This window comes from Mycobacterium sp. 852002-50816_SCH5313054-b (assembly GCF_001667185.1).
Lineage (GTDB): Bacteria > Actinomycetota > Actinomycetes > Mycobacteriales > Mycobacteriaceae > Mycobacterium.
Genome location: NZ_LZIC01000031.1, coordinates 24,651 through 44,104 on the forward strand (window position 1 = coordinate 24,651; position 19,454 = coordinate 44,104).

20 protein-coding genes and 1 pseudogene are annotated in these 19,454 nt (G+C 69.4%); 12 read left to right on the top strand and 9 right to left on the bottom strand.

Annotated features, from left to right (window positions below; translation table 11 throughout):
* Window positions 1-9 precede the first annotated feature (9 nt).
* From A5787_RS06115 to A5787_RS06135, 5 genes are read left to right on the top strand one after another with little or no spacing between them, the layout of a single operon-like run.
* The gene (locus tag A5787_RS06115; RefSeq protein ID WP_369829087.1) at window positions 10-768 is read left to right on the top strand and encodes an Mce protein; all 759 of its coding nucleotides are present in this window, start codon (window positions 10-12) and stop codon (window positions 766-768) included.
* Window positions 765-1,754 carry an RDD family protein gene (locus A5787_RS06120; protein ID WP_066963183.1) on the top strand — a complete coding sequence of 330 codons (990 nt, stop codon included), beginning with the start codon at window positions 765-767 and terminating at the stop codon, window positions 1,752-1,754. Before A5787_RS06115 ends, A5787_RS06120 begins: the two co-directional genes overlap by 4 nt.
* Entirely contained in the window at window positions 1,751-2,305 is a 555-nt protein-coding gene (locus A5787_RS06125) for a mammalian cell entry protein (protein ID WP_066963185.1), read from the top strand. Before A5787_RS06120 ends, A5787_RS06125 begins: the two co-directional genes overlap by 4 nt.
* Window positions 2,272-2,985: a mammalian cell entry protein gene (locus tag A5787_RS06130; protein WP_066963188.1), complete on the top strand. Its 714-nt coding sequence runs from the start codon at window positions 2,272-2,274 to the stop codon at window positions 2,983-2,985. Before A5787_RS06125 ends, A5787_RS06130 begins: the two co-directional genes overlap by 34 nt.
* 23 nt (window positions 2,986-3,008) lie before the next feature.
* A complete protein-coding gene (locus A5787_RS06135; RefSeq protein WP_066963191.1) occupies window positions 3,009-3,686 on the top strand; it encodes a YoaK family protein in 678 nt (225 codons plus the stop codon).
* Here A5787_RS06135 and A5787_RS06140 read toward each other — a convergent pair.
* The 4 genes from A5787_RS06140 to A5787_RS06155 all read right to left on the bottom strand — a co-directional run bounded on the left by A5787_RS06140 (window position 3,683) and on the right by A5787_RS06155 (window position 7,893).
* Window positions 3,683-4,792 (bottom strand): phosphodiester glycosidase family protein, encoded by a 1,110-nt coding sequence (locus A5787_RS06140; protein WP_156763786.1) that lies wholly within the window; start codon window positions 4,790-4,792, stop codon window positions 3,683-3,685. The two genes, A5787_RS06135 and A5787_RS06140, sit on opposite strands and share 4 nt — an antisense overlap.
* Window positions 4,793-4,871: 79 nt before the next feature.
* Entirely contained in the window at window positions 4,872-6,266 is a 1,395-nt protein-coding gene (locus A5787_RS06145; RefSeq protein WP_066963196.1) for a YhgE/Pip domain-containing protein, read from the bottom strand.
* 36 nt (window positions 6,267-6,302) lie between these two features.
* Complete coding sequence (locus tag A5787_RS06150; protein ID WP_066963199.1) at window positions 6,303-7,028, bottom strand: pirin-like bicupin family protein; 726 nt, start codon at window positions 7,026-7,028, stop codon at window positions 6,303-6,305.
* Window positions 7,029-7,038: 10 nt separating this feature from the next.
* Window positions 7,039-7,893: a MarR family transcriptional regulator gene (locus A5787_RS06155; protein ID WP_156763787.1), complete on the bottom strand. Its 855-nt coding sequence runs from the start codon at window positions 7,891-7,893 to the stop codon at window positions 7,039-7,041.
* Between the two features lie 62 nt (window positions 7,894-7,955).
* Here A5787_RS06155 and A5787_RS06160 point away from each other — a divergent pair, with 62 nt between their 5' ends.
* The gene (locus A5787_RS06160) at window positions 7,956-9,095 is read left to right on the top strand and encodes a dihydrodipicolinate reductase (RefSeq protein ID WP_082977092.1); all 1,140 of its coding nucleotides are present in this window, start codon (window positions 7,956-7,958) and stop codon (window positions 9,093-9,095) included.
* Here the strand turns inward: A5787_RS06160 and A5787_RS06165 are convergent, their stop codons facing one another.
* On the bottom strand, window positions 9,096-9,668 hold the full coding sequence (locus A5787_RS06165) for a TetR/AcrR family transcriptional regulator (protein WP_066963329.1): 573 nt from the start codon (window positions 9,666-9,668) through the stop codon (window positions 9,096-9,098). It lies immediately after the preceding gene.
* 106 nt (window positions 9,669-9,774) lie between these two features.
* Here A5787_RS06165 and A5787_RS06170 point away from each other — a divergent pair, with 106 nt between their 5' ends.
* Window positions 9,775-10,644, top strand: a complete 870-nt coding sequence (locus A5787_RS06170; protein ID WP_066963332.1) for an SDR family oxidoreductase — start codon at window positions 9,775-9,777, stop codon at window positions 10,642-10,644.
* On the opposite strand, the gene A5787_RS06175 is transcribed toward A5787_RS06170, so the two are convergent.
* Complete coding sequence (locus A5787_RS06175) at window positions 10,635-12,065, bottom strand: alpha/beta hydrolase domain-containing protein (RefSeq protein WP_066963206.1); 1,431 nt, start codon at window positions 12,063-12,065, stop codon at window positions 10,635-10,637. The two genes, A5787_RS06170 and A5787_RS06175, sit on opposite strands and share 10 nt — an antisense overlap.
* A pseudogene (locus tag A5787_RS06180) lies at window positions 12,062-13,175 on the bottom strand (sigma-70 family RNA polymerase sigma factor). Before A5787_RS06180 ends, A5787_RS06175 begins: the two are co-directional and overlap by 4 nt.
* On the opposite strand from A5787_RS06180, the gene A5787_RS06185 reads away from it, so the two are divergent.
* The 4 genes from A5787_RS06185 to A5787_RS06200 all read left to right on the top strand — a co-directional run bounded on the left by A5787_RS06185 (window position 13,123) and on the right by A5787_RS06200 (window position 17,472).
* The gene (locus A5787_RS06185; protein ID WP_066963209.1) at window positions 13,123-13,962 is read left to right on the top strand and encodes an alpha/beta hydrolase; all 840 of its coding nucleotides are present in this window, start codon (window positions 13,123-13,125) and stop codon (window positions 13,960-13,962) included. The pseudogene A5787_RS06180 and the gene A5787_RS06185 sit on opposite strands and share 53 nt — an antisense overlap.
* 149 nt (window positions 13,963-14,111) lie before the next feature.
* Entirely contained in the window at window positions 14,112-14,861 is a 750-nt protein-coding gene (locus A5787_RS06190; RefSeq protein ID WP_066963211.1) for a DUF2786 domain-containing protein, read from the top strand.
* Window positions 14,858-15,358, top strand: a complete 501-nt coding sequence (locus A5787_RS06195) for a TIGR04338 family metallohydrolase (RefSeq protein WP_082977093.1) — start codon at window positions 14,858-14,860, stop codon at window positions 15,356-15,358. Before A5787_RS06190 ends, A5787_RS06195 begins: the two co-directional genes overlap by 4 nt.
* Window positions 15,355-17,472, top strand: a complete 2,118-nt coding sequence (locus A5787_RS06200; RefSeq protein WP_197506973.1) for a beta-glucosidase — start codon at window positions 15,355-15,357, stop codon at window positions 17,470-17,472. The genes A5787_RS06195 and A5787_RS06200 overlap by 4 nt, the downstream gene beginning before the upstream one ends.
* 44 nt (window positions 17,473-17,516) lie before the next feature.
* Here the strand turns inward: A5787_RS06200 and A5787_RS26445 are convergent, their stop codons facing one another.
* Window positions 17,517-17,663 (bottom strand): metallothionein, encoded by a 147-nt coding sequence (locus A5787_RS26445; RefSeq protein WP_077100228.1) that lies wholly within the window; start codon window positions 17,661-17,663, stop codon window positions 17,517-17,519.
* A gap of 108 nt (window positions 17,664-17,771) precedes the next feature.
* Between A5787_RS26445 and A5787_RS06205 the strand changes: the two genes are divergently transcribed.
* On the top strand, window positions 17,772-18,431 hold the full coding sequence (locus tag A5787_RS06205; RefSeq protein ID WP_066963214.1) for an O-methyltransferase: 660 nt from the start codon (window positions 17,772-17,774) through the stop codon (window positions 18,429-18,431).
* Window positions 18,432-18,436: 5 nt separating this feature from the next.
* Here A5787_RS06205 and A5787_RS06210 read toward each other — a convergent pair whose 3' ends face one another.
* Window positions 18,437-19,420, bottom strand: a complete 984-nt coding sequence (locus tag A5787_RS06210; RefSeq protein WP_066963217.1) for a nitronate monooxygenase family protein — start codon at window positions 19,418-19,420, stop codon at window positions 18,437-18,439.
* Between the last annotated feature and the right edge of the window lie 34 nt (window positions 19,421-19,454).

Genomic DNA, 19,454 nt, shown 5'->3' on the forward strand with positions numbered 1-19,454 from the left:
CCCCCACCCATGCCGAGGTTTCGTCGACAGCGCAGGCCCTCCCAGAGATCCAGTCCGAAGATTCATCAGGAGCCGGTGGCTGCTGTTGAGGAGACCATCCCGCAGGAGACGGCTGAAGCTTCGAAGGAATCCGAGGACGGAACCGAGCAGACCAGCCCCGAGGTGACGGCCGAGGATTCGAAGGAATCCGAGGACTCGGCTGAAGCCGAGGAGCCTACGGCGGAGGAGACGCCGGAGTCCGGGGCCGAGGCCGCGGGCGCCGAACGCCGTCCGTCGCGACTGGGTCGCGGTTGGCTCGCCGGCATTGCCGCGGCGCTGGTGGTGTTGGCCGGCGGCCTCGGCGCGGGTGGCTACTTTGCTCTCCGCTACCACCACGACAGCCAGCTCATCGCGGGCAAGGACGCCGCGGCGCTCAAGGCGGCGGTGGATTGTGTGTCGGCGACTCAGGCGCCCGACACCAATGCGATGGTCCAGAGCGAACAGAAGATCATCGAGTGCGGCACGGACGCGTTCCGCTCCCAGGCGCTGCTGTACACCAACATGATCGTTCAGGCGTACCAGGCGGCCAACATCCACGTTCAGGTGTCCGATGCGCGCGCGGCGGTGGAGCGTAACAACGACGACGGCACGGTCGACGTGCTCGTCGCGATGCGCGTCAAGGTGTCAAGCGACCAGTCGCAAAAGGAAACCGGTTACCGCCTGCGCGTGAAGATGGCATTCGCCGAAGGGCAGTACCGAATTTCCAAGCTCGACCAGGTGACGAAGTGACGGTGGTGGTCGAGGAGATTCGGGCTCGGACTGAAACCACGGCGGCCGTACCGGAGTCACCGCGGGATGCCTTGGCCCCCTGGCAAATTCGAGCGGCCGCGTTCGCCGTCGACGTCCTGCCGTGCGTCGCCGTGGCGACGACGATGGCGTTGGTCGCCTGGACCGTGGCCGCGCACTCTGCTTGGTGGTGGGTGTGTGTCTCGGTCGGCGGCCTGGCCATCCTGCTGATGTTGGCCGACCGGTTGCTGCTGCCAACCCTTACCGGCTGGAGCCTGGGACGCGGCCTGTTCGGAATCGCGGTGGTGCGCCGCGACGGCACGACTATCGGGCCGTGGGCGCTGCTGCTGCGGGACCTGGCCCACCTGCTCGACACCGCATCGGTGGTGGGATGGCTTTGGCCGCTGTGGGATTCGCGGCGCCGCACCTTCGCCGACATGCTGCTGGGTACCGAAGCGCGCCGCGTCGAGCCCGACGACGAGGCGCTGGGAAAGTCGCGGCGCTGGACCACGCTGGCGGTGCCGATCGCGACGGCGGTGTGCCTCGCCGGGGTCGCCCTGAGCTACCTGGTGGTTTACTCCCGCGATCAGGCGAGCGATCAAAGCAGGGCGCAGATCGAGGTGCAGGGGCCCAAGATGGTCGCGCAGATGCTCACGTACGACCCGAAATCGTTGCGCGACGACTTCGCTCGCGCCCGGTCGCTGGCGACCGACAAGTACCGAAGCCAGCTGTCGGCGCAGCAGGACGTGGTCCAGAAAAGCAATCCCGTCATCAACGAGTACTGGCCCACCGACTGGTCGGTGCAATCGGTCACGCCGGATCGCGCGACGATGCTGCTGTTCCTGCAGGGGCGGCGCGGCGCGGGACCCGACGAGCGCTACATCAGCGCGACCGTTCGGGTGGAATTCGCCAAGGGCGCGGACGCGCATTGGCGCGTTGACGACCTCGCCGTGCTGACCAGACCGAAACAGCCGGGGAACGGAAAATGAGCCCCCGCCGCAAGTTTGAGTCCGGCGAGGAGTCGCTGCTCGTGGCGCGACCGGTGCCGCCGTCGCGCCCGCGGTGGATGCCGGCCGGCGGCGCGGGCGCCGCGGTGCTGATGGTCGTGTCGATCGTGGCATGCACGCTGATGCTGATTTCTCACGAACGTCGGGCGCGCGTCGCGTCGAAGGAGCGCGAGGTGCTCAGCTACGTGGGCGGGTTCATGACGCAGTTCACCTCCATCGATCCGTATCACGCCAACGACTATGTGAACCGAATATTGGCCCAGGCGACAGGCGATTTCGCCAAGCAGTACCACGACAAGGCCAACGAGATCCTGCTGCAGGTCGCCCGGGCCGAACCCGCGACCGGCACCGTCCTGGGCTCCGGCCTGGAACGGTGGAACGACGACGGCAGCGCCACCGTGATGGTGGCCACCGACGTGACCTCCAAGTCGCCGGACGAAAAGCAGGTATTCGAGAACACCAATCGTTGGGCGGCAACCGTCACGCAGGAAGGGAATCAGTGGAAGATCAGCAACCTGCTGCAGGTGACCTGACCGCCGACGCGGAAAAGACCGGAGAATCGTCTGGCGAGGACGCTCCGGAGACCACCGAAAGCGCCGACGGGGCAACCGAATCCGCCGACGTCGCCGACGCTCCCGCGCCCGACGACGAAGAGGCGGCGACGGATGCAAAAGAAAAGCAGCCCCGGCGCAAGATCCTGGCCGGCAAGCGGCTCGCCATCGCGATCGCGCTCGCTGCCGCGCTGTTCGTCGGCTCCGCGGCGTTCGCGGGCGCGGCGGTGCAGCCCTACCTTGCCGATCGCGCCACCGCCGCGACGAAGCTGAAGGTCGCGCGCACCGCGGCCAACGCGATCACGACGCTGTGGACGTACACGCCGGAGAACATGGACGGCCTCGCCGACCGCGCGGCGGCCTACCTCAGCGGTGACTTCGCGGCCCAGTACCGCAAGTTCGTCGACGCGATCGTGGGCCCCAACAAGCAGGCCAAGGTGACCAACAGCACCGAAGTGGTCGGCGCGGCGGTCGAGTCGCTGGACGATCCGAATGCCGTCGTCATCGTGTACACCAACACCACGTCCACCAGCCCGCTGACCAAGAACATCCCGTCGCTGAAATACCTGTCGTATCGGCTGTTCATGAAGCGCACCAACGGCCACTGGCAGGTGACGAGGATGACGACGATCACCTCGCTGGACCTGACCCCGCAGGTCTGACGCGGCTGGATCCCAACCCGCACATGCCCGTTGCGTCGCCGGTCTCCGAGCGCTCGACCGTCGCGGCGCTGCTGTTGTTGACCTTCGCCACCGGCTTGGCCGACGCGATCAGCATCCTGGTTCTCGGCCACGTCTTCGTGGCGAACATGACCGGCAACGTGATCTTCCTCGGCTTCTGGTTGGCGCCCCGAACCAGCATCGACCTGACGGCGGTCGTGGTGGCCCTGCCGACGTTCGTCTGCACGACGATCGTCAGCGGCCGGGTGGCACGGCATTTCGGCGAGCGGGTGCGACCGTGGATTACCACCGTGCTGGCAACTGAAATCGTGTTGTTGGTTGCGTTGTCGATCCTGGCCGGCAGCGGCGTACTGCACTACCACGACGACACCAAGCTGATCATGATCGCCCTGCTCGCCGTGACGTTCGGTCTGCAGCACTCGAGCGCGCGCCAGTTCGGGATCCAGGAGCTCTCCACCACGGTGCTGACGTCGACGATCGTCAGCCTCGGCCTGGACAGCCACCTCGCCGGCGGGACGGGTGCCCGCGAAAAGCTGCGCTTCAGTGTCGTTTTCACGATGGGCGCCGGCGCCCTGGTCGGCGCGACGATGTCACGGTTCGTCGTCGCGCCGGTGTTCGCGGTCACGGCGGCGGTCGTCGCGGCCAGCCTGCTGATCTTCCGCTTCGGGCCCGCGGACGCCTAATTGAAGGCCAGCCAGCTCGGCAGCGCCCGTTCGTGGGAGTCACACAGCACCTGGCGGGTGTCGCACGATCCGCGCGGTGACCCGGCGCCGGCCCACATGCCGCCCGTGTCGCGCCGCAGCACGATGGCCGACGACCCGCCGCCGTCGAGCAGGACCGCGGTGTCGCTGCCCAGGCCGCGGAACAGGTCCTGGATGTTGTCCGGGGTGTAGCTGCCACCCTCGAAGACGTACATTTCGTCCCGTTGCTTCACGTAGGCGAGGGCCGTGCGCGCCGCGCTCGGACCGCCGTCGTTGAGCTGCCCGGTCTTGCCGGGCGATAGCAGGCCGATCCCCGATACCGCGACGAACCGCTCGTTGCGGTTCAGGAGGTCGGCGACCACCGGCGTGGCGACGTCATAATCCTGTGGATTCTTGGGGCGCAACACATACGGTGCGCCGCCCGCCGGCAGGATCATGGTCGACAGGGCGCTCCAGCTCTCGCCGCCGCCGGAGAGGCCCTGCTTGCCCGGATACGCGACGGTGCCGGTGACCGCCTGGTTCGCCCGGCCCTGGCCGTGGGTGTTGTCGACGAAGGCGCCCAGCGGGGAACTGCAGCCGGTCTGGCGCCAAGAGCCGGCCTTCTGCGGCCGGATGTCGAAGAAGTTGGCATTGATTGCGATCGTCGGCTGCCCCAGCCGCTGCCACGCCTGCAGCGGCGCGTAGACCTCCGATGCCTGCCACAGCCCCTCGCCCGTGCGGGCGCCGGGATTGTTTTCGCAGCGCGCCTGATCGCCCTGGTGGCTGTCCACCAGCAGGTGCGGCGCGAGGCGGCCCGCGGCGTTCTTGATGACCATCAGGTGCCCGCCGTTGTTCATCTCGTACCAGCTGCCACCGGCGTTGAGCATCGGCGTCGGGTGACCGGGGCCGAAGTTATAGACCAGGTAGGAGCCCTTGGTGGTCTCGATGGCGTTGGCCAGCAGGTCGCGCCCGTCGGCGGCGCGCGCGAGGGGCTGCCCGGTCGTGCAGGCGAGCACGGCGCACGCGGCCACCGCAGTGCAGCAGGCCGCCAGCCGGCGCAGGCTGGCGAGGGGCGTCGGCACGGTGGACCTTTCGGCACTGATGGCTATGCAACATCAATAGCATCAGTCACACCAGTCACACTGTCAACTTTGATAACGAACCGGTGACGCTTGGGCCGCGCTCGAATTACGTTTGCTCGCTTGGGGTTTCGCTTTCGGTGTCGACCGGGGCCGCGCGGGCGGTCTCGCGCTTGCTCACGCGCGCCTGGTGCTCCGCCTGATGTTGCGCGGCGATCGCCAGCTCGACCGCGCCCTGGATCCGGTGGAAGCCCTGGCGGTCGTAGAGCTTCGTGATGATGCCGCCCAGCAACAGGCCGATCACCAGGCCGATCGTTGTCAACCACAGCGCCTGTGACAGACCGGAATCGGCACGGCCATCGAGATAGACCAGCGACCGCACACCCAGGAAGACCTGGTGCATCGGCTCGAATTCGGCCAGCCAGCGGAAGAACTGTGGCGTGGCCTCCAGTGGCACGGTCGCGCCCGCGGACGGCAGCCCGAGGATCACGAAGATCAGCATGCTGACCAGCAGGCCCATCGAGCCCAGGACGGACAAGATGGAACTCGACGTGATGCCCACCGCGATGATCGCGAACACCCCAAACTCCCACAATTGCCAGCCGAGTGGGATGGGCATGCCGAGCCCGTGGGCGATGGCCAGATAGACCGCCGACGTCAGCAGCGCCAGCACCACCATGATGGCCCACTTGAGCAGCAGCGTCTGGAATCTCGAGATCCTGACCTGCTCGGCGAATCGGTACACCGGGCCCCACTCCGCGGGCACGTAGCCGAGCAGCGCGTCCACCAGCGTGCTGACCACGACGCTGCCGGTGAACCCCGCGAGCAGCAGCAGCAGCGCGAAATAGAAGGCCGACAACCCATTACCGGTGCCGTTCGGCAGCGGGTTGTACACGTTCGCCTTGACCTCGATCGGATTGGCGAGGCCCAGCGCCGACGCGCCGGTCAGCGGCGCGCCCCCGGTTTGCGCCGCGACATCGGCCGTAAGCCGTTGCCCCACTTTCCCATTGGCCACGGCCATCACCTGGGTGAGGGTTTGTCCCGCGATGCTGGAGCCGAGTGTGCCCGCTCGCGGGTTGGTAGAGATGGTGACCGACGGCCGGGTCGCGCGGCCGGGCGTGACGGCGCTGGCCCCGTATTCGCGCAGGTTGGACGAAAAGGTGGGCGGAATGACCATTTCCGCATACACACGAGCCGTGTCCAGTTGGCGCTGCGCCTCGTCGTGGGACACGACGCGGACGTCGAACTTGTCCTTGTCCAGCCCGGCAACGACGCCGTCGGTGATCTGTCCCCCGAACGGGCCGGCGTCCTCGTTCACCACGGCGATCGGGAAATGCCGCAGGTTGGTCATCGGGTTCAGGATGCCCCCGAGGTAGAGCGCGCACAGCGCCGACATCAGCGCCAGCGTGACGACGATGGGCAGCGCCCAGAATCGCACGGTCCGAACTGCCTTGATATTCCGCTTGGGGTTGGGCGCCGCGTGCCGCGGCTGCGATTGAGACATGCGGGCTCCTGTCTGTCGTGCCCACTCTATGTGGTCTCAGGAGCCCAACTCTGCATGCATCTCCCAGATCAGCAGCTCCGACGGCTCCGCCGCCGTCACCCGCGCGCCGTCGGCGCCGGTGAACCGGACGGCGTCGCCCTCGTCGAGGTCACCGATTTCGGCCGCGCCGACACGGCCCTGTGCGACGAATACGTGCAGGTAGGGCGACTGCGGTAGGTCGACCGAGGCGCCGGGCCGCAGCCGCGTGCCGTGCAGTGCGGCGTTGCGGTTGTGCAGCGTGATGGCCGCCGCACTACCGGGGATGCCTGAGGCGATGGTCACAAGTCCGCCAGACAGCTCCTCGTCGCCGATCTCGTGTTGTTGGTAGCTCGGTGTGATACCGGTCTCGTCGGTCACCACCCACATCTGCACGAAATGGACTGGTTCCGTGGGGGAGTCGTTCTTCTCCGAGTGCAGGATGCCGCTGCCCGCCGACATGCGTTGGGCCAGTCCGGGATAGATGACCCCGCGGTTGCCGGCGGAGTCCCGGTGTGTCAGCTCGCCGCGCAGCACCCAGGTCACGATCTCCATGTCGCGGTGTGGATGCGTGTCGAATCCCGTTCCGGGCGCGACGATGTCGTCGTTGTTGACCAGGAGCAACCCGTGGTGGGTGTTGTCGGGGTCGTAGTGGTCGCCGAACGAGAAGGAATGCCGGGACTTCAGCCAGGACGTCGTGGTGACGGCCCGGTCGGCGGCACGCCGGATCTCCGCGGTGGCAGGCACGGGCTCCAGCCTAGGTCAACATCGCCTGCGCGTGCCGGAGCGCAGTCTCGAGCGCGGCCAGCGTCAGGCCGGCCGGGCGACCCAGGTGGATCTCGATTTGGTACTCGGGCTGGCCGCCATGGGCGAAGATCGGCAGGACGACGAATTCCGTTGATGCCAGCTCGGTTTCGAGCTCATGCGTGACGGATCGCATCGTCACCATGGTCATCAGGGTGGTGAGCTGGCGGGTCACCCGCGCGGTCGGCTCCAGCGACGCCAGCACGTCCGCCAGGCGGTGGTGTAGCGACTGGTGGGTGTCGTCGAACCGCCACGCGCCGTAGCCGCGGGCCCGGATGTCGGCCAGCACCCGCTGGTGCTGGGCGACCTCGGCGCGCGTCAGCCGCGGGGTGACGCGGTGCAGCCAGCTCTCGACGAATTCGTCGTCGCGCCAAGCCATGGCGACCAGGCCGAACGGCGGGTCGATGGGGAAGCGCTGACCTACCGCGTGCTCGCCGTCGGTGCCGTGGCCGACCGTGTCGACAGTGGTCAGGTCGCGGTCGCCGATCCTCGACATCGAGCAGCCGGCGCCGAGCGTGTCATGCAGGTCGCGCAGCGCGTCGCGCCCGCGGTCCAGCAGGGGGAATTGCGTGCGCAGCCCGTGCACCAGGCCGAACAAGCCACTGCCCAGCACGTAGCGGCGGTCCTCGCGGCGCGCCACCCACGCGCGCCGCTCCAGTTCGGCCAGCACCAGGGCGCAGGTCGAGGTGCTGATCCGGCAGGCCTTCGCCAGCTCCGCCGAGGTGTGCCCGCCCGGTGAATTCGCCAGCGTCCCAAGCACATCCAGCACGCGGGCGGTGGGCGGTGATTTGGTGGTTGACTCACCCACGCGCGGCTCCCTACGATCCGTCCAAAATGTAATGATAGGCGTCCTAATATTAGGAGACGATTGTGCTGAAGGTGGGGGTTTGGGGGCCGGGTTCCATGGGCGTGATCGCCCTGCGCGGCGTGATCGACCATCCGGAACTGGAGCTGGTCGACCTCGTCGTGCACAGCGATGCCAAAGCGGGTCGCGACGCCGGCGAGCTGTGCGGGATCGCGCCGGTTGGCGTGATCGCCACGCAGGACCCGGCGCCGATGCTGGCCGGCGACGCCGACGCGGTGGTCTATGCGGCCGGTGCCAACCTGCGGCCGCTCGAGGCGGTCGAGGACATGGCCTCGATCCTGCGGTCCGGGAAGAACGTGGTGTCGTGCTCGGTGGTGCCGCTGGTGTTCCCCGACGCCCTCGATGGGGCGTTCACCGACCCGTTGCGCCAGGCCGCGCTGGACGGCGGCGTGTCGTTCTTCACCACCGGCATCGACTCCGGCTTCGCCAATGACGTGCTGCCGCTGGTGCTCTCGGGGGTATCCCGCGTCATCGACTCGGTGCGGGTGACCGAGATGTTCAACTACGCCACCTACCCGGACCCCGCCGCGGTCTACGAGATCCTCGGGTTCGGCAAGCCGCCGGAATACCCGGCCTTCGCGGCCCAGCCGGGAATCTTCGCGTTCGGCTGGGGTCCGGTGCTGCACCAGCTCGCCGCCGGGTTGGGCGTCAAGATCGACAGCATCGAGGAGAGCAACGACCGCATCCCCGCCGCCGAGTCCTTCGACACGCCCACCGGCCGCATTGCGGCGGGAACCATCGCGGCCATGCGCTCCACCCTGACCGGATATGTCGGCGGGAAGCCGACTTTCGTCCTCGACCACGTGACGCGGATGCGTGACGACATCGCCCCGGACTGGCCCCAGCCCCACATCTGCATCCCGCCACAGGATCTCGGCTACGGCGCGGCGTCGGGGCGCGGCCTGTATCGCGTCGAGATCGAGGGATCCCCCAGCATGCGTTGCGAATTCGAGATGGCCGAGGACCACGACCACGATCTTGGCGCGCGCATCGCCGGCGCGTCGCGGATGGTGAACGCCATTCCCGCGGTGTGCGCGGCCCCGCCCGGCCTGCTGTCGGCGCTGGACCTGCCGCTGATCACCGGGGCCGGGCTGGTCCGCCCGGTGGCGGGACCGGCGCCCGACAGCCGGCTGTTCTCGGGCTAGTCACTGCGCGGCCGGCAGCAGGCCGATGAGCGTGTCGATGAGTTGCTCGGCATCGGTGTGCCATTTATCCCAGGCCAGATGGCCGCTCAGCTCCAGGCCCGTGATGCCGTGGGCACTGGTCAGCAGTAGCGCCCCGTAGCGGCGTGCCCGTTTAGCGCCGACGATGCGGCCCACCAGGTCCAGGAACAGGTCCTGGGCGCGCTCGGCCGACCGGGTCAAGGCGGTGGGATCTCCCGCGGGCATGGTGAACATCAGGCGGTACAGGTGCGGCCGGGTTCGGCCCACGGCGACAAACGCGAGCAACGCGGCGCGCAACGACTGCTTCGGCGGGTTAGCGCTGGTGACCAGAAGTTCGAGCGCGTCGCCCAGATCGCTCCACGCATTCGTGGCCAGGGCGGTGAGCAGGCTTTCCTTATCGGCGAAGTGGCGGTAGGGCGCCGAGCGCGAAACGCCCGTGCGCGCACCCACTTCGCGCAGCGTGACCGCATCCGGGCCGCCGATGTCCAGCAACACCTCCGCGGCGTCGAGGAGCGACCGGCGCGTCGCCGCGGCGGCCTCTGATCGTGTCGCCATCCGCAGAAGCATAGGCTCCCACCGTTTGAGTTGACACCGTCAACAAAGCTGCTAGATTCTGTTGACGTTGTCAACTCAACGTATCGACCCCACGAGGGAGATGGTCATGACTGCTTCGAACGACCCCGAACCGCGCGAGCTCATCGTCGTCACCGGCGCCTCGACCGGCATGGGGGCGGCCACCGCGCGGGCGCTGGCGCGCCAGGGATTCCACGTGCTGGCCGGTGTCCGTCGTGAGGTCGACGCGGATGCGGTGCGGGCCGAGGGGATCGAGCCCCACATCCTCGACATCACCGCGGAATCCGACGTTGCGGCCATCGCCGACCGCGTCGCCCGCGATCCGATGCGCCGGCCGCTGCGCGCGCTGATCAACAACGCCGGGATCGCCGTCAACGCGCCCGTCGAGACGCTGCCCCTGGACGAATGGCGCCGGCAATTCGAGGTCAATCTGTTCGGTCACATCGCGATGGCGCAGGCGTTGTTGCCGGCCCTGCTGCAAAGCTCCGGCACCGTCGTCAACATCAGCTCCGTCGGTGGCAGGGTGGCGCTGTCGACCTATGGCGCCTACGCGGGTTCGAAGTTCGCGCTGGAGGCCGTCAGCGATGCCATGCGCCGCGAGGTCGCGGAGTTCGGGGTCAAGGTCGTCGTCGTCGAACCCGGCGGGGTGAAGACGGAGATCACGGAGCGCGGAATCGCCACCGCCGATCGACTGAGCGCCGGAATGACCGCCGACCAACTCCACCGGTATGGCGACCTGGCGGAGGCCGTCAAGGCGCAAGCCCGATCGTTCACCGCGGGGGGTGTGACGGCCGAGCGCGCCGCGAGGGTGATCGCCAAGGCCGCCACGGCATCTCGGCCCCGCACCCGCTACACCATCGGGCGTGACGCCGCCGTCCTGGTCCGGGTCGCCCGCGTGGTGTCCGACCGGCTGCTCGATCGCATGCTGCGCCTCAACCTTCGGCCGCACTACGCGTGAGCGCCGGCGCGGGGATACGTCGCGGCGGCGAGTTCGAGGATCTCGGCGCGGTCGGCCGGCAGGATGAATCCCGATCCGATCGCCCTGTCCAGCGCCGCCGTGAAGGCGTCGAGGTACTGCTCGGCCCCAGCCGGATAGAGCCGGTGTAACGTCGCGGCGTCGAACGGCTCGCCGGAGCCGAAGATCGCGGCCATCAGGCTCTCCTCGCCGGCCCCTGAGCTGGGCAGGCCGGATGTCCGGGCGATCGGCACGTCCACCCAGGGGGTCCGGATGCCGCCCCGGGCGAGGCCGTTGGCGTCCGGCACGGCCCGTGGCGGGTCGCCGTCGCGCACCTCGATCGGCGGGGCGGCCGGCGCCGGCTCGCCGGTTCGCACCCAGGCGTGCAGGGCCGCGATCGCCGCCTGCACCACGTAATGGTGCTGCGGCGCGAAGTTGATGTAATGCCCCAGCTGCTGGCCCATCAGCATCCGTGTCGGCGCGTAGGCCGCCACCACGGCATCCAGCGGCGCCGAGCCGTCGTCGATGGGCGCCACCTGGATCGTGTAGTTGTCGGCGTGTGCGGCGCCGGCGATCTCCCAGACCCGCAGCCATTGATCGTCGGGTTGCCTCGCGAGGTAGTAGCCGTGCCGGGGGCCGCCGAGCAGATCGGTCTCGGTGATGATCGCGAGCAGCGGGACGCGCAGGTCGGTGCGGAACGCGACCGCGTCCGGCGAGCCGGCCTGCGATTCGTCGAAGATCGACGCGCCGTCCAGCGGTGCCGCCGACGCGAACCGGGAATGCACCAAAAAGCCGTCGTAGCTTCGGGCGAGCGGGGCGACGGCGTTGACGTAGGTGGTCAGGAACATCGCGGATTGCGACTCGCCCACGGCGATCACGTGGCGCACGCTCAGATCGCCCAGCGCGCCGTTGCGGACCAGCTCGCCCGCCCGGGAAAAGATGTCGTAGGAGAACTCGTCGCCGGGGTGGTGCAGGGCCGCGTACCGCGCCGGGTCCTGGCTCTTCAGGGACATGTCGAAGCCGAGCATGCTGGCGCCGCCGCTCTCCACCCCCACCCGCTGGGCCGAGACCGCCACGTAGGCGTAGCCCGCGCGAACGATCTCGCGATGGGCCATCATCCACACGGCCGGGGCGTCGATGCCGCCACTGACATTGAGCCATTCGACGAGCACGGTGCCATTGAACTGCGCCCGATCGGCGGGGGTCAGCGCCACGATCCGCGTCGTGTATTCGGCGGTGCCGCTGGGCGTTACGCCCCACTGGCCGTCGGCACCCAGCTCGGCGGTGGGCGCGTAGGACGAGGCCGTGCCGGACACGAAGTATTCCTCGGCGACGTAGCCGACGGCTTCGATGTCGAAGGCGCCCAGCAACAGCAGCGGTTTGCCGGGCGCGGGCGCGACGAGCGGCGGATTCGGTGTCGTCACAGCGAACCGGGCAGCCCGAACTTCGGGAACAGGGTGTCGTCGAGGAACGCCACCACGTGCGACACCCGACCGTCCTGCACGTCGAGCACGTGCAGCTGGAACGGCACGTGTACGTCGCCCGCGCGCATGTACATGGCCGCGCCGGGCTGGCCGTTGGCGACCACGGGAAGCAGCCGCATGTCCCCGGGGTGCTCGGCGGGGCACTGCTGATGAATCAGCGTGACGATGTCCCGGGGACCCCGGTACCAGCCGACGTACGGCGGCATTTCCCAGATCGCCTCGGCGGTGAACAGCTCGACCAGCCGGTCGATGTCGTAAGCCTCGAACGCGGCGATGTAGCGGTCCAGCAGGTCCTGCGCCTCGGCCGAATCCGGCGGCGTCAAGCGGTCGCTGGTGCTGGGCTGCACGGCTTCGAGCTGGGTGCGGGCCCGCTGCAGCAGGCTGTTGACGGCGGTGGTGGTGGTGCCGATCGCCGCGGCCACTTCGGCCGCCTTCCACTGCAGCACGTCGCGCAGCAGCAGCACCGCCCGCTGCCGCGGCGAAAGGTGTTGCAGCGCGGCGACAAACGCCAACCGCACCGACTCCCGGGACCCGACGATGACCGACGGGTCCGCCGGATCGTCGGTCAGCTCCGGCAATGGCTCGAGCCAGGGCACCTCGCCGCGCTCCACCAGCTCCGCCGTCGGGTCCGAGCTGGGCGCGCCCAGGCCGGTCGGCAAGGGGCGCCGCTCGCGGCCCTCCAGCGCCGTCAGGCACGTGTTGGTGGCGATGCGGTGCAGCCAGGTCCGCATCGAGGACCTGCCCTCGAAACGGTCGTAGGCCTTCCAGGCCCGCAGCAGCGTCTCCTGCACCAGGTCCTCCGCGTCGTGCAGCGACCCGGTCATCCGATAGCAGTGGGCGAGCAACTCGCGACGGTACGGCTCGGCGTCGGTCGAGAAGTCCCCGCCGACTGCCGAGTCGGCGTCAAAGTTTCCGGCGTTTTCGGTGAGCAGCCTCACCCGGATGAGCCTACGCAGTGTCTCCGACACCGCCCACCCCTCGAGCCACTACGCTGCCGATGATGACTACGCGCACTGAACGGACCTTCGACGGCGTCGGCGGCGTGCGCATCGTCTATGACGTCTGGACGCCGGACACCGCGCCGCGGGCAGTGGTCGTGCTGTCGCACGGCCTCGGCGAGTATGCACTGCGCTACGACCACGTCGCGCAGTGCTTCGGCGGCTCGGGCCTGGTCACCTACGCGCTGGACCACCGCGGTCACGGCCGCTCCGGCGGCAAGCGGATGCTGGTGCGGGACATCTCCGAGTACACGACCGACTTCGACACCCTGGTCCGCATCGCCACCCGGGAACACCATGGCCTCAAATGCATCGTGCTCGGACACAGCATGGGCGGCGGGATCGTGTTCGCCTACGGGGTCGAACGCCCGGACAACTACAACATGATGGTGCTGTCGGCGCCGGCGGTGGCGGCCCAGGATCTGGTGTCGCCGCTGATGGTGCTCGCCGCCAAGGTGCTCGGCGTCGTCGTGCCCGGCCTTCCGGTGCAGGAACTCGACGTCGACGCCATCTCCCGGGACCCGGCGGTGGTGGCGGCCTACAACGCCGATCCCCTGGTGTATCACGGGAAGGTTCCGGCCGGCGTCGGGCGCGCGCTGCTGCAGGTGGGCGAGACCATGCCGCAGCGGGCGCCGGCGTTGACCGCGTCACTGCTGGTGGTGCACGGCTCCGACGACCGCCTCATCCCCGTCGACGGCAGCCGCCGGCTGGTTGAATGCGTGGGATCCACCGACGTCGAGCTGAAGGTCTACCCGGGGCTCTACCACGAGGTCTTCAACGAGCCGGAGCGCAATCAGGTGCTCGGCGACGTCGTCTCGTGGATCACCGCCCGGCTCTGAGCGGCCGTCGGCGGACTGTCGTCTCGTTGCGTTAGTTTGGCGCACATGACCCGCGCCGCGACGATGCAGAGCGGAGCGATGAGGAGGAGTGGCGCACATGACCCGCGCCGCGACGATGCAGAGCGGAGCGATGAGGAGGAGTGGCGCACATGACCGACGACAAAATGCTGGCTCGCATCGCCGCGCTGTTGCGTCAGGCCGAGGGCACCGACAACTCGCACGAGGCGGACGCCTTCATGAGCGCCGCCCAGCGGTTGGCGACGGCGGCGTCCATCGACATGGCGGTGGCGCGGTCCCATGCGGCCAAGCGGTCGCCGGTGCAGGCCCCGACGCAGCGGACCATCACCATCGGCGCGGCCGGCACCCGGGGGCTGCGGACCTATGTGCAGCTTTTCGTGGTGATCGCGGCCGCCAACGAGGTGCGCTGCGACGTGGCGTCGAACTCGACGTTCGTCTACGCGTACGGGTTCGCCGAGGACATCGACGCGACGCACGCCCTCTACGCCAGCCTGGTAGTCCAGATGGTGCGGGCGTCGGACGCCTACCTCGCCTCCGGGGCGCATCGGCCCACGCCGACGATCACCGCGCGCCTCAACTTCCAGCTCGCGTTCGGGGCCCGGGTGGGGAAGCGCCTGGCCGAGGCCCGCGCGGAGGCCACCCGCGAGGCCACCAAGGACCGCCGCCGCCCGCCCGGCACCGCTATCGCCCTGCGGAACAAGGAACTTGAGCTGCGAGACTTCTACCGCGGCGCGTCGAAGGCGCGCGGCACCTACCAAGTCAGTCGCGCGACGGCGGGGTATTCGTCGGCGGCGCGCCGCGCGGGGGACCGGGCCGGCCGGCGGGCGCGGCTCGGGAACAGCCCCGAACTGCCCGGAGCGCGGAGCGCACTGCGCCAGTGACGGCGGCCCGCGATGCGCAGCGCGCCAAGGTGTATGCGGCCGAGGACTTCGTCCGCACGTTGTTCGACCGCGCCGCCGAGCACGGATCGCCCGCCGTCGAGTTCTTCGGCACCCGGTTGACACTGCCGCCGGAGGGGCGCTTCGGGTCGGTAGTCTCCGTGCAGCGCTACGTCGACGACGTGCTCGCGCTGCCGTCGGTCCGGGGACGCTGGCCGGACGTCTCGCCGCTGCGGGTGCGGCCGCGCCGCGCCGCCACCGCGGCGCACTACGAAAACCGGGACGGTGCGGGCACTATCGCGGTTCCCGACCGCGACACCGCCGACTGGGCGCTGCGCGAGCTGGTGGTGCTGCACGAGGTGGCGCATCATCTGTGCCGGGCCGAGCCGCCGCACGGCCCGGAGTTCGTCGCGACGATCTGCGAATTGGCGGAGCTGGTGATGGGACCGGAACTCGGGCACGTGCTGCGCGTCGTGTATGCCAAAGAGGGTGTGCGGTGATCGATCCCGACGCTCGGGCCCGCGAGGTCGAGGCCCAGATGACCGACGACGAGCGGTTCTCGCTGTTGGTCGGGGTCATGGGCGCCGGGGAACTGTGGCCGCTGCGGGACGAACGCATCCCGCCGGGGGTCCCGATGAGCGCGGGGTACGTGCCCGGGATACCGCGACTCGGTGTCCCGGCGCTGTCGATGAGCGACGCCGGGCTCGGCGTCACCAACCCCGGCTATCGTCCGGGTGACACGGCCACCGCCTTACCCGCCGGGCTGGCGCTGGCCGCCAGTTTCGATCCCGCGCTGGCGCGCGCCGCCGGCGGCCTGATCGGCCGGGAGGCCCGCAGCCGCGGATTCAACGTGCAGCTCGCCGGCGCCATGAACCTCGCACGCGATCCCCGCAACGGCCGCAATTTCGAATACGTCTCCGAGGACCCGCTTTTGACGGCGACGATAGCCGCCGAATCGGTCAACGGGATCCAGCACGAGGGCGTCATCTCGACGGTCAAGCACTACTCGCTGAACGGCAACGAGACCAACCGGCACTTTCTGGATGCGGTCATCGACCCCGACGCGCACCGCGAATCCGACCTGCTGGCCTTCGAGATGGCCATCGAGCGCTCGCAGCCCGGCGCCGTGATGGCCGCCTACAACAAAATCAACGGCGACTACGCCGCCGCAAACGACGTCCTGATCAACCAGGTGCTGAAAGGCGCCTGGGGATACCGCGGTTGGGTCATGTCCGATTGGGGCGGTACGCCGAGCTGGGAGTGCGCGCTCGCCGGGCTCGATCAGGAGTGCGGCGCGCAGATCGACGCGTTGTTGTGGCAGTCGGAGGCGTTCGGGGATCCGCTGCGCGCCGCGTATGCCGAGGGCAGGCTGCCCAGGGAGCGCCTGTCGGACATGGTTCGCCGGATCCTGCGGTCGATGTTCGCGGTCGGAGTCGATCGTTCCGACGCCGCACCCGCACCGGACATGGACGCGCACAACGAGATTGCGCTGCGGGTCGCCCGCGCGGGGATCGTGCTGTTGGCCAACCGCGGGGTGCTGCCGCTGGCGCCGGAGTCGAGGGCACGCATCGCCGTCATCGGTGGCCACGCGCACCTGGGTGTCGTGGCCGGCTACGGCTCGGCCGCCGTCGTCCCACCCGGCGGGTACGCCGCGGTGGTGCCGATCGGCGGCACCGGCCTGGAGGCCGGGTTGCGCAACCTGTACCTGCTGCCGTCGAGCCCGCTGAGCGAGCTGCGAAAGCGGCTGCCCCAGGCGCAGATCGAGTTCGATCCCGGCCTCAGCCCCGCGGAGGCGGCGACGGCGGCGCGACGGGCCGACGCCGCGATCGTGTTCGCGGTCCGCGCCGAAGGCGAGGGCTTCGACGGCGCCGACCTGTCGCTGCCGTGGGGCCAGGACGCGACGATCGCCGCGGTGTCGGCCGCCAACCCGAACACGGTCGTGGTGCTGGAGACCGGCAACCCGGTGACGATGCCCTGGCGCGACTCGGTGAACGCCATCGTGCAGGCCTGGTACCCGGGCCAGGACGGTGGCCGGGCGATCGCGGAAGTCCTTGCCGGGCTGGTGAATCCGTCAGGCCGGCTGCCGATCACCTTCCCCGCCGACCTCGCCCAGACGCCGCGCCCGGAGCTGCCCGATCCCGGTGCGCCGTGGGGAACGCCGACCACCATCGACTATTTCGAAGGGGCCGATGTCGGCTACCGCTGGTTCGCCAAACGCGGACTGGCACCGATGTTCGCGTTCGGCCATGGCTTGTCCTACACCAGGTTTGAGTATGGCGACCTGGTGGTCGGCGGCGGGGACACGATCAGCGCCAGTTTCAGCGTCGCCAACGTCGGCGACCGCGGAGGGGCCGACGTCCCGCAGCTCTACCTGACCGCGGCCCCCGGCGAGCGATGCCTGCGGCTGCTGGGATTCGAGCGGGTGGAGCTCGAGCCGGGCGCGACCCGCCGGGTGAGCATCGAGGCCGACGCGCGCCTGCTCGCCCATTACGACGGTGGCGCGCGGGCCTGGCGCATCGCGCCGGGCGGTTACACCGTGGCGGTGGGCGCGTCGGCCGGCGCGCTCCACCTGGCGGGCGCGGTGGAACTGGCCGGCCGTGCGTTCGGGCGCTGATTCGCGGTGCTCCGCCAGGCCCGGACGCACGACCGGCCCGACGGCTACTCGACCGGCGTCAGCTCGTCGCCGCAGGTGCAGCGGTACGGCTCGCCCGCGCCCGAGCAGTGGCAGGGAACCTCGATGCGAACGCGGCACCCGCAGCCCTCGTGGCCACAACTCAGCAGGGCTCCTGCCTCATAGGTTGCCATTTCAATCCCCTTCTTTCTCGTCGTGGACTCGCGGGCTCACTCTATACCCCATGGGGGTATTCAGTAAATAGGTATTCGGGCGCGCGGCGCCCGGGTAGCGTTGGCGACATGACGGCAGACCCGACCCCGCAAGACGTCGACGCATTCTTGGACAGCACGGTGGTGGGTGACGACCCGGCCCTGACCGCGGCGCTGCAGGCCAGCGATGCGGCCGGGCTGCCGCAGATCGCGGTCTCGGCGCAACAGGGCAAGTTCCTGTCGCTGCTCGCCGGTGCGATCGGGGCGCGCCGCATCCTCGAGATCGGCACCCTGGGGGGCTTCAGTACCATCTGGCTGGCGCGCGGCGCGGGGCCCGAAGGTCGTGTGGTGACGCTGGAATACGAGCCCAAACACGCCGAGGTCGCGCGGTCCAACCTGCAGCGCGCCGGGGTGGGCGACCGCGTCGAGGTGATCGTCGGCGCCGCGCTGGACACTTTGCCGACGCTGAACGATGGCCTCTTCGACCTGGTGTTCATCGACGCCGACAAGGAGAACAACGCGGCCTATCTCGAGTGGGCGGTTCGGTTGGCTCGTCCCGGTTCGGTCATCGTGGTGGACAACGTCATTCGTGAAGGACGGATCCTCGACACGGAGTCCGGCGATGCCAAACTACGGGCGACGCGCCAGACCTTGCAGGCGATGGGCGCGCACCCGCGGCTGGACACGGCCGTGATCCAGACCGTCGGGGCCAAGCAGTGGGACGGTTTTGCGCTCGCGGTGGTGCGCTGAGGGCGTCAGTGCGGGGTGAGGTCCTTGACGGCCTGATCGGCGGAGGTGAGTTCGCTGATCCGCAAAGCGGTTTCGCCGGCGTACAAAGCGGCGCTGTCCAACCAGGCATCCGGCACCCCGGCCACGGGCGCCAACGGCGTGAAGAACGGACGGGCCGGCGACTGCAGGCGCATCAGCGCCCCCGCGTCGAAATAGCCCAGCACCGACAGCGGGCGGCTGGCCGCGTTGAGGGCGGCGGGCAGGGCTTTGGCCTTCCCGTCGTCGCCGCACCAGCGGCGGGTCGCCGCGTTGGGGATGACGCGGTGGCGCAGCGGCCAGCTCAGGCCGAAGAGGTTGGTCTCAATCGTCCTGTCCGCCTGCAGGATTCGCCGCTGATACTCCCGGCTCGCGTTGGCCTCGTGGGTCAACAGGAATCGCGTGCCGGCGATGACGCCGCTGGCGCCGCCATCCAGGGCGGCGCGGGTGTCGGCGGCGGTGGCGATGCCGCCGGCCACAAAGACCGGGCGATCGCCGGCCACCCCCAGGGCGTGGGGCAGGAAGTCCAGGGCCGGCATGGTTCCCACCAGGTGCCCGCCGGCCTGTCGTCCCTGCGCGATCAAACCGTCGGCGCCCCAGCTGACCGCGGCGCGCGCCTGCGCCTCGGTGCCGACCATCACGAACACGAAGACTCCGGCGCCGCGCAGGTGCTCGACGAGCCCCCGCTTTTCGCCGAACGCCAACACGACGGCGTCCACGCGCGAGTCGACGCAGACCGCCACGTGGTGGCGATGAACGAAGGGCATCAACAGGTTAACCGCGACGGCGCGCCCCGGTGCCCGGTCGCGCACCTGGTCGATCGACGCCCGCAGCTGGCGCGGGGTGGCGATGCCCAGGGTTCCCAGGCCGCCCGCGTTGGCGACCGCGGCCGCCAGCGGCGCGCCCGCCAGCCCGCCGCCCATTCCGGCCTGTCCCACCGGAACATCGAGCCGCAATCGGTCGGCGATGTCCATGTCTTACGACGCTACGCGGTCTCTCGAATTGGTT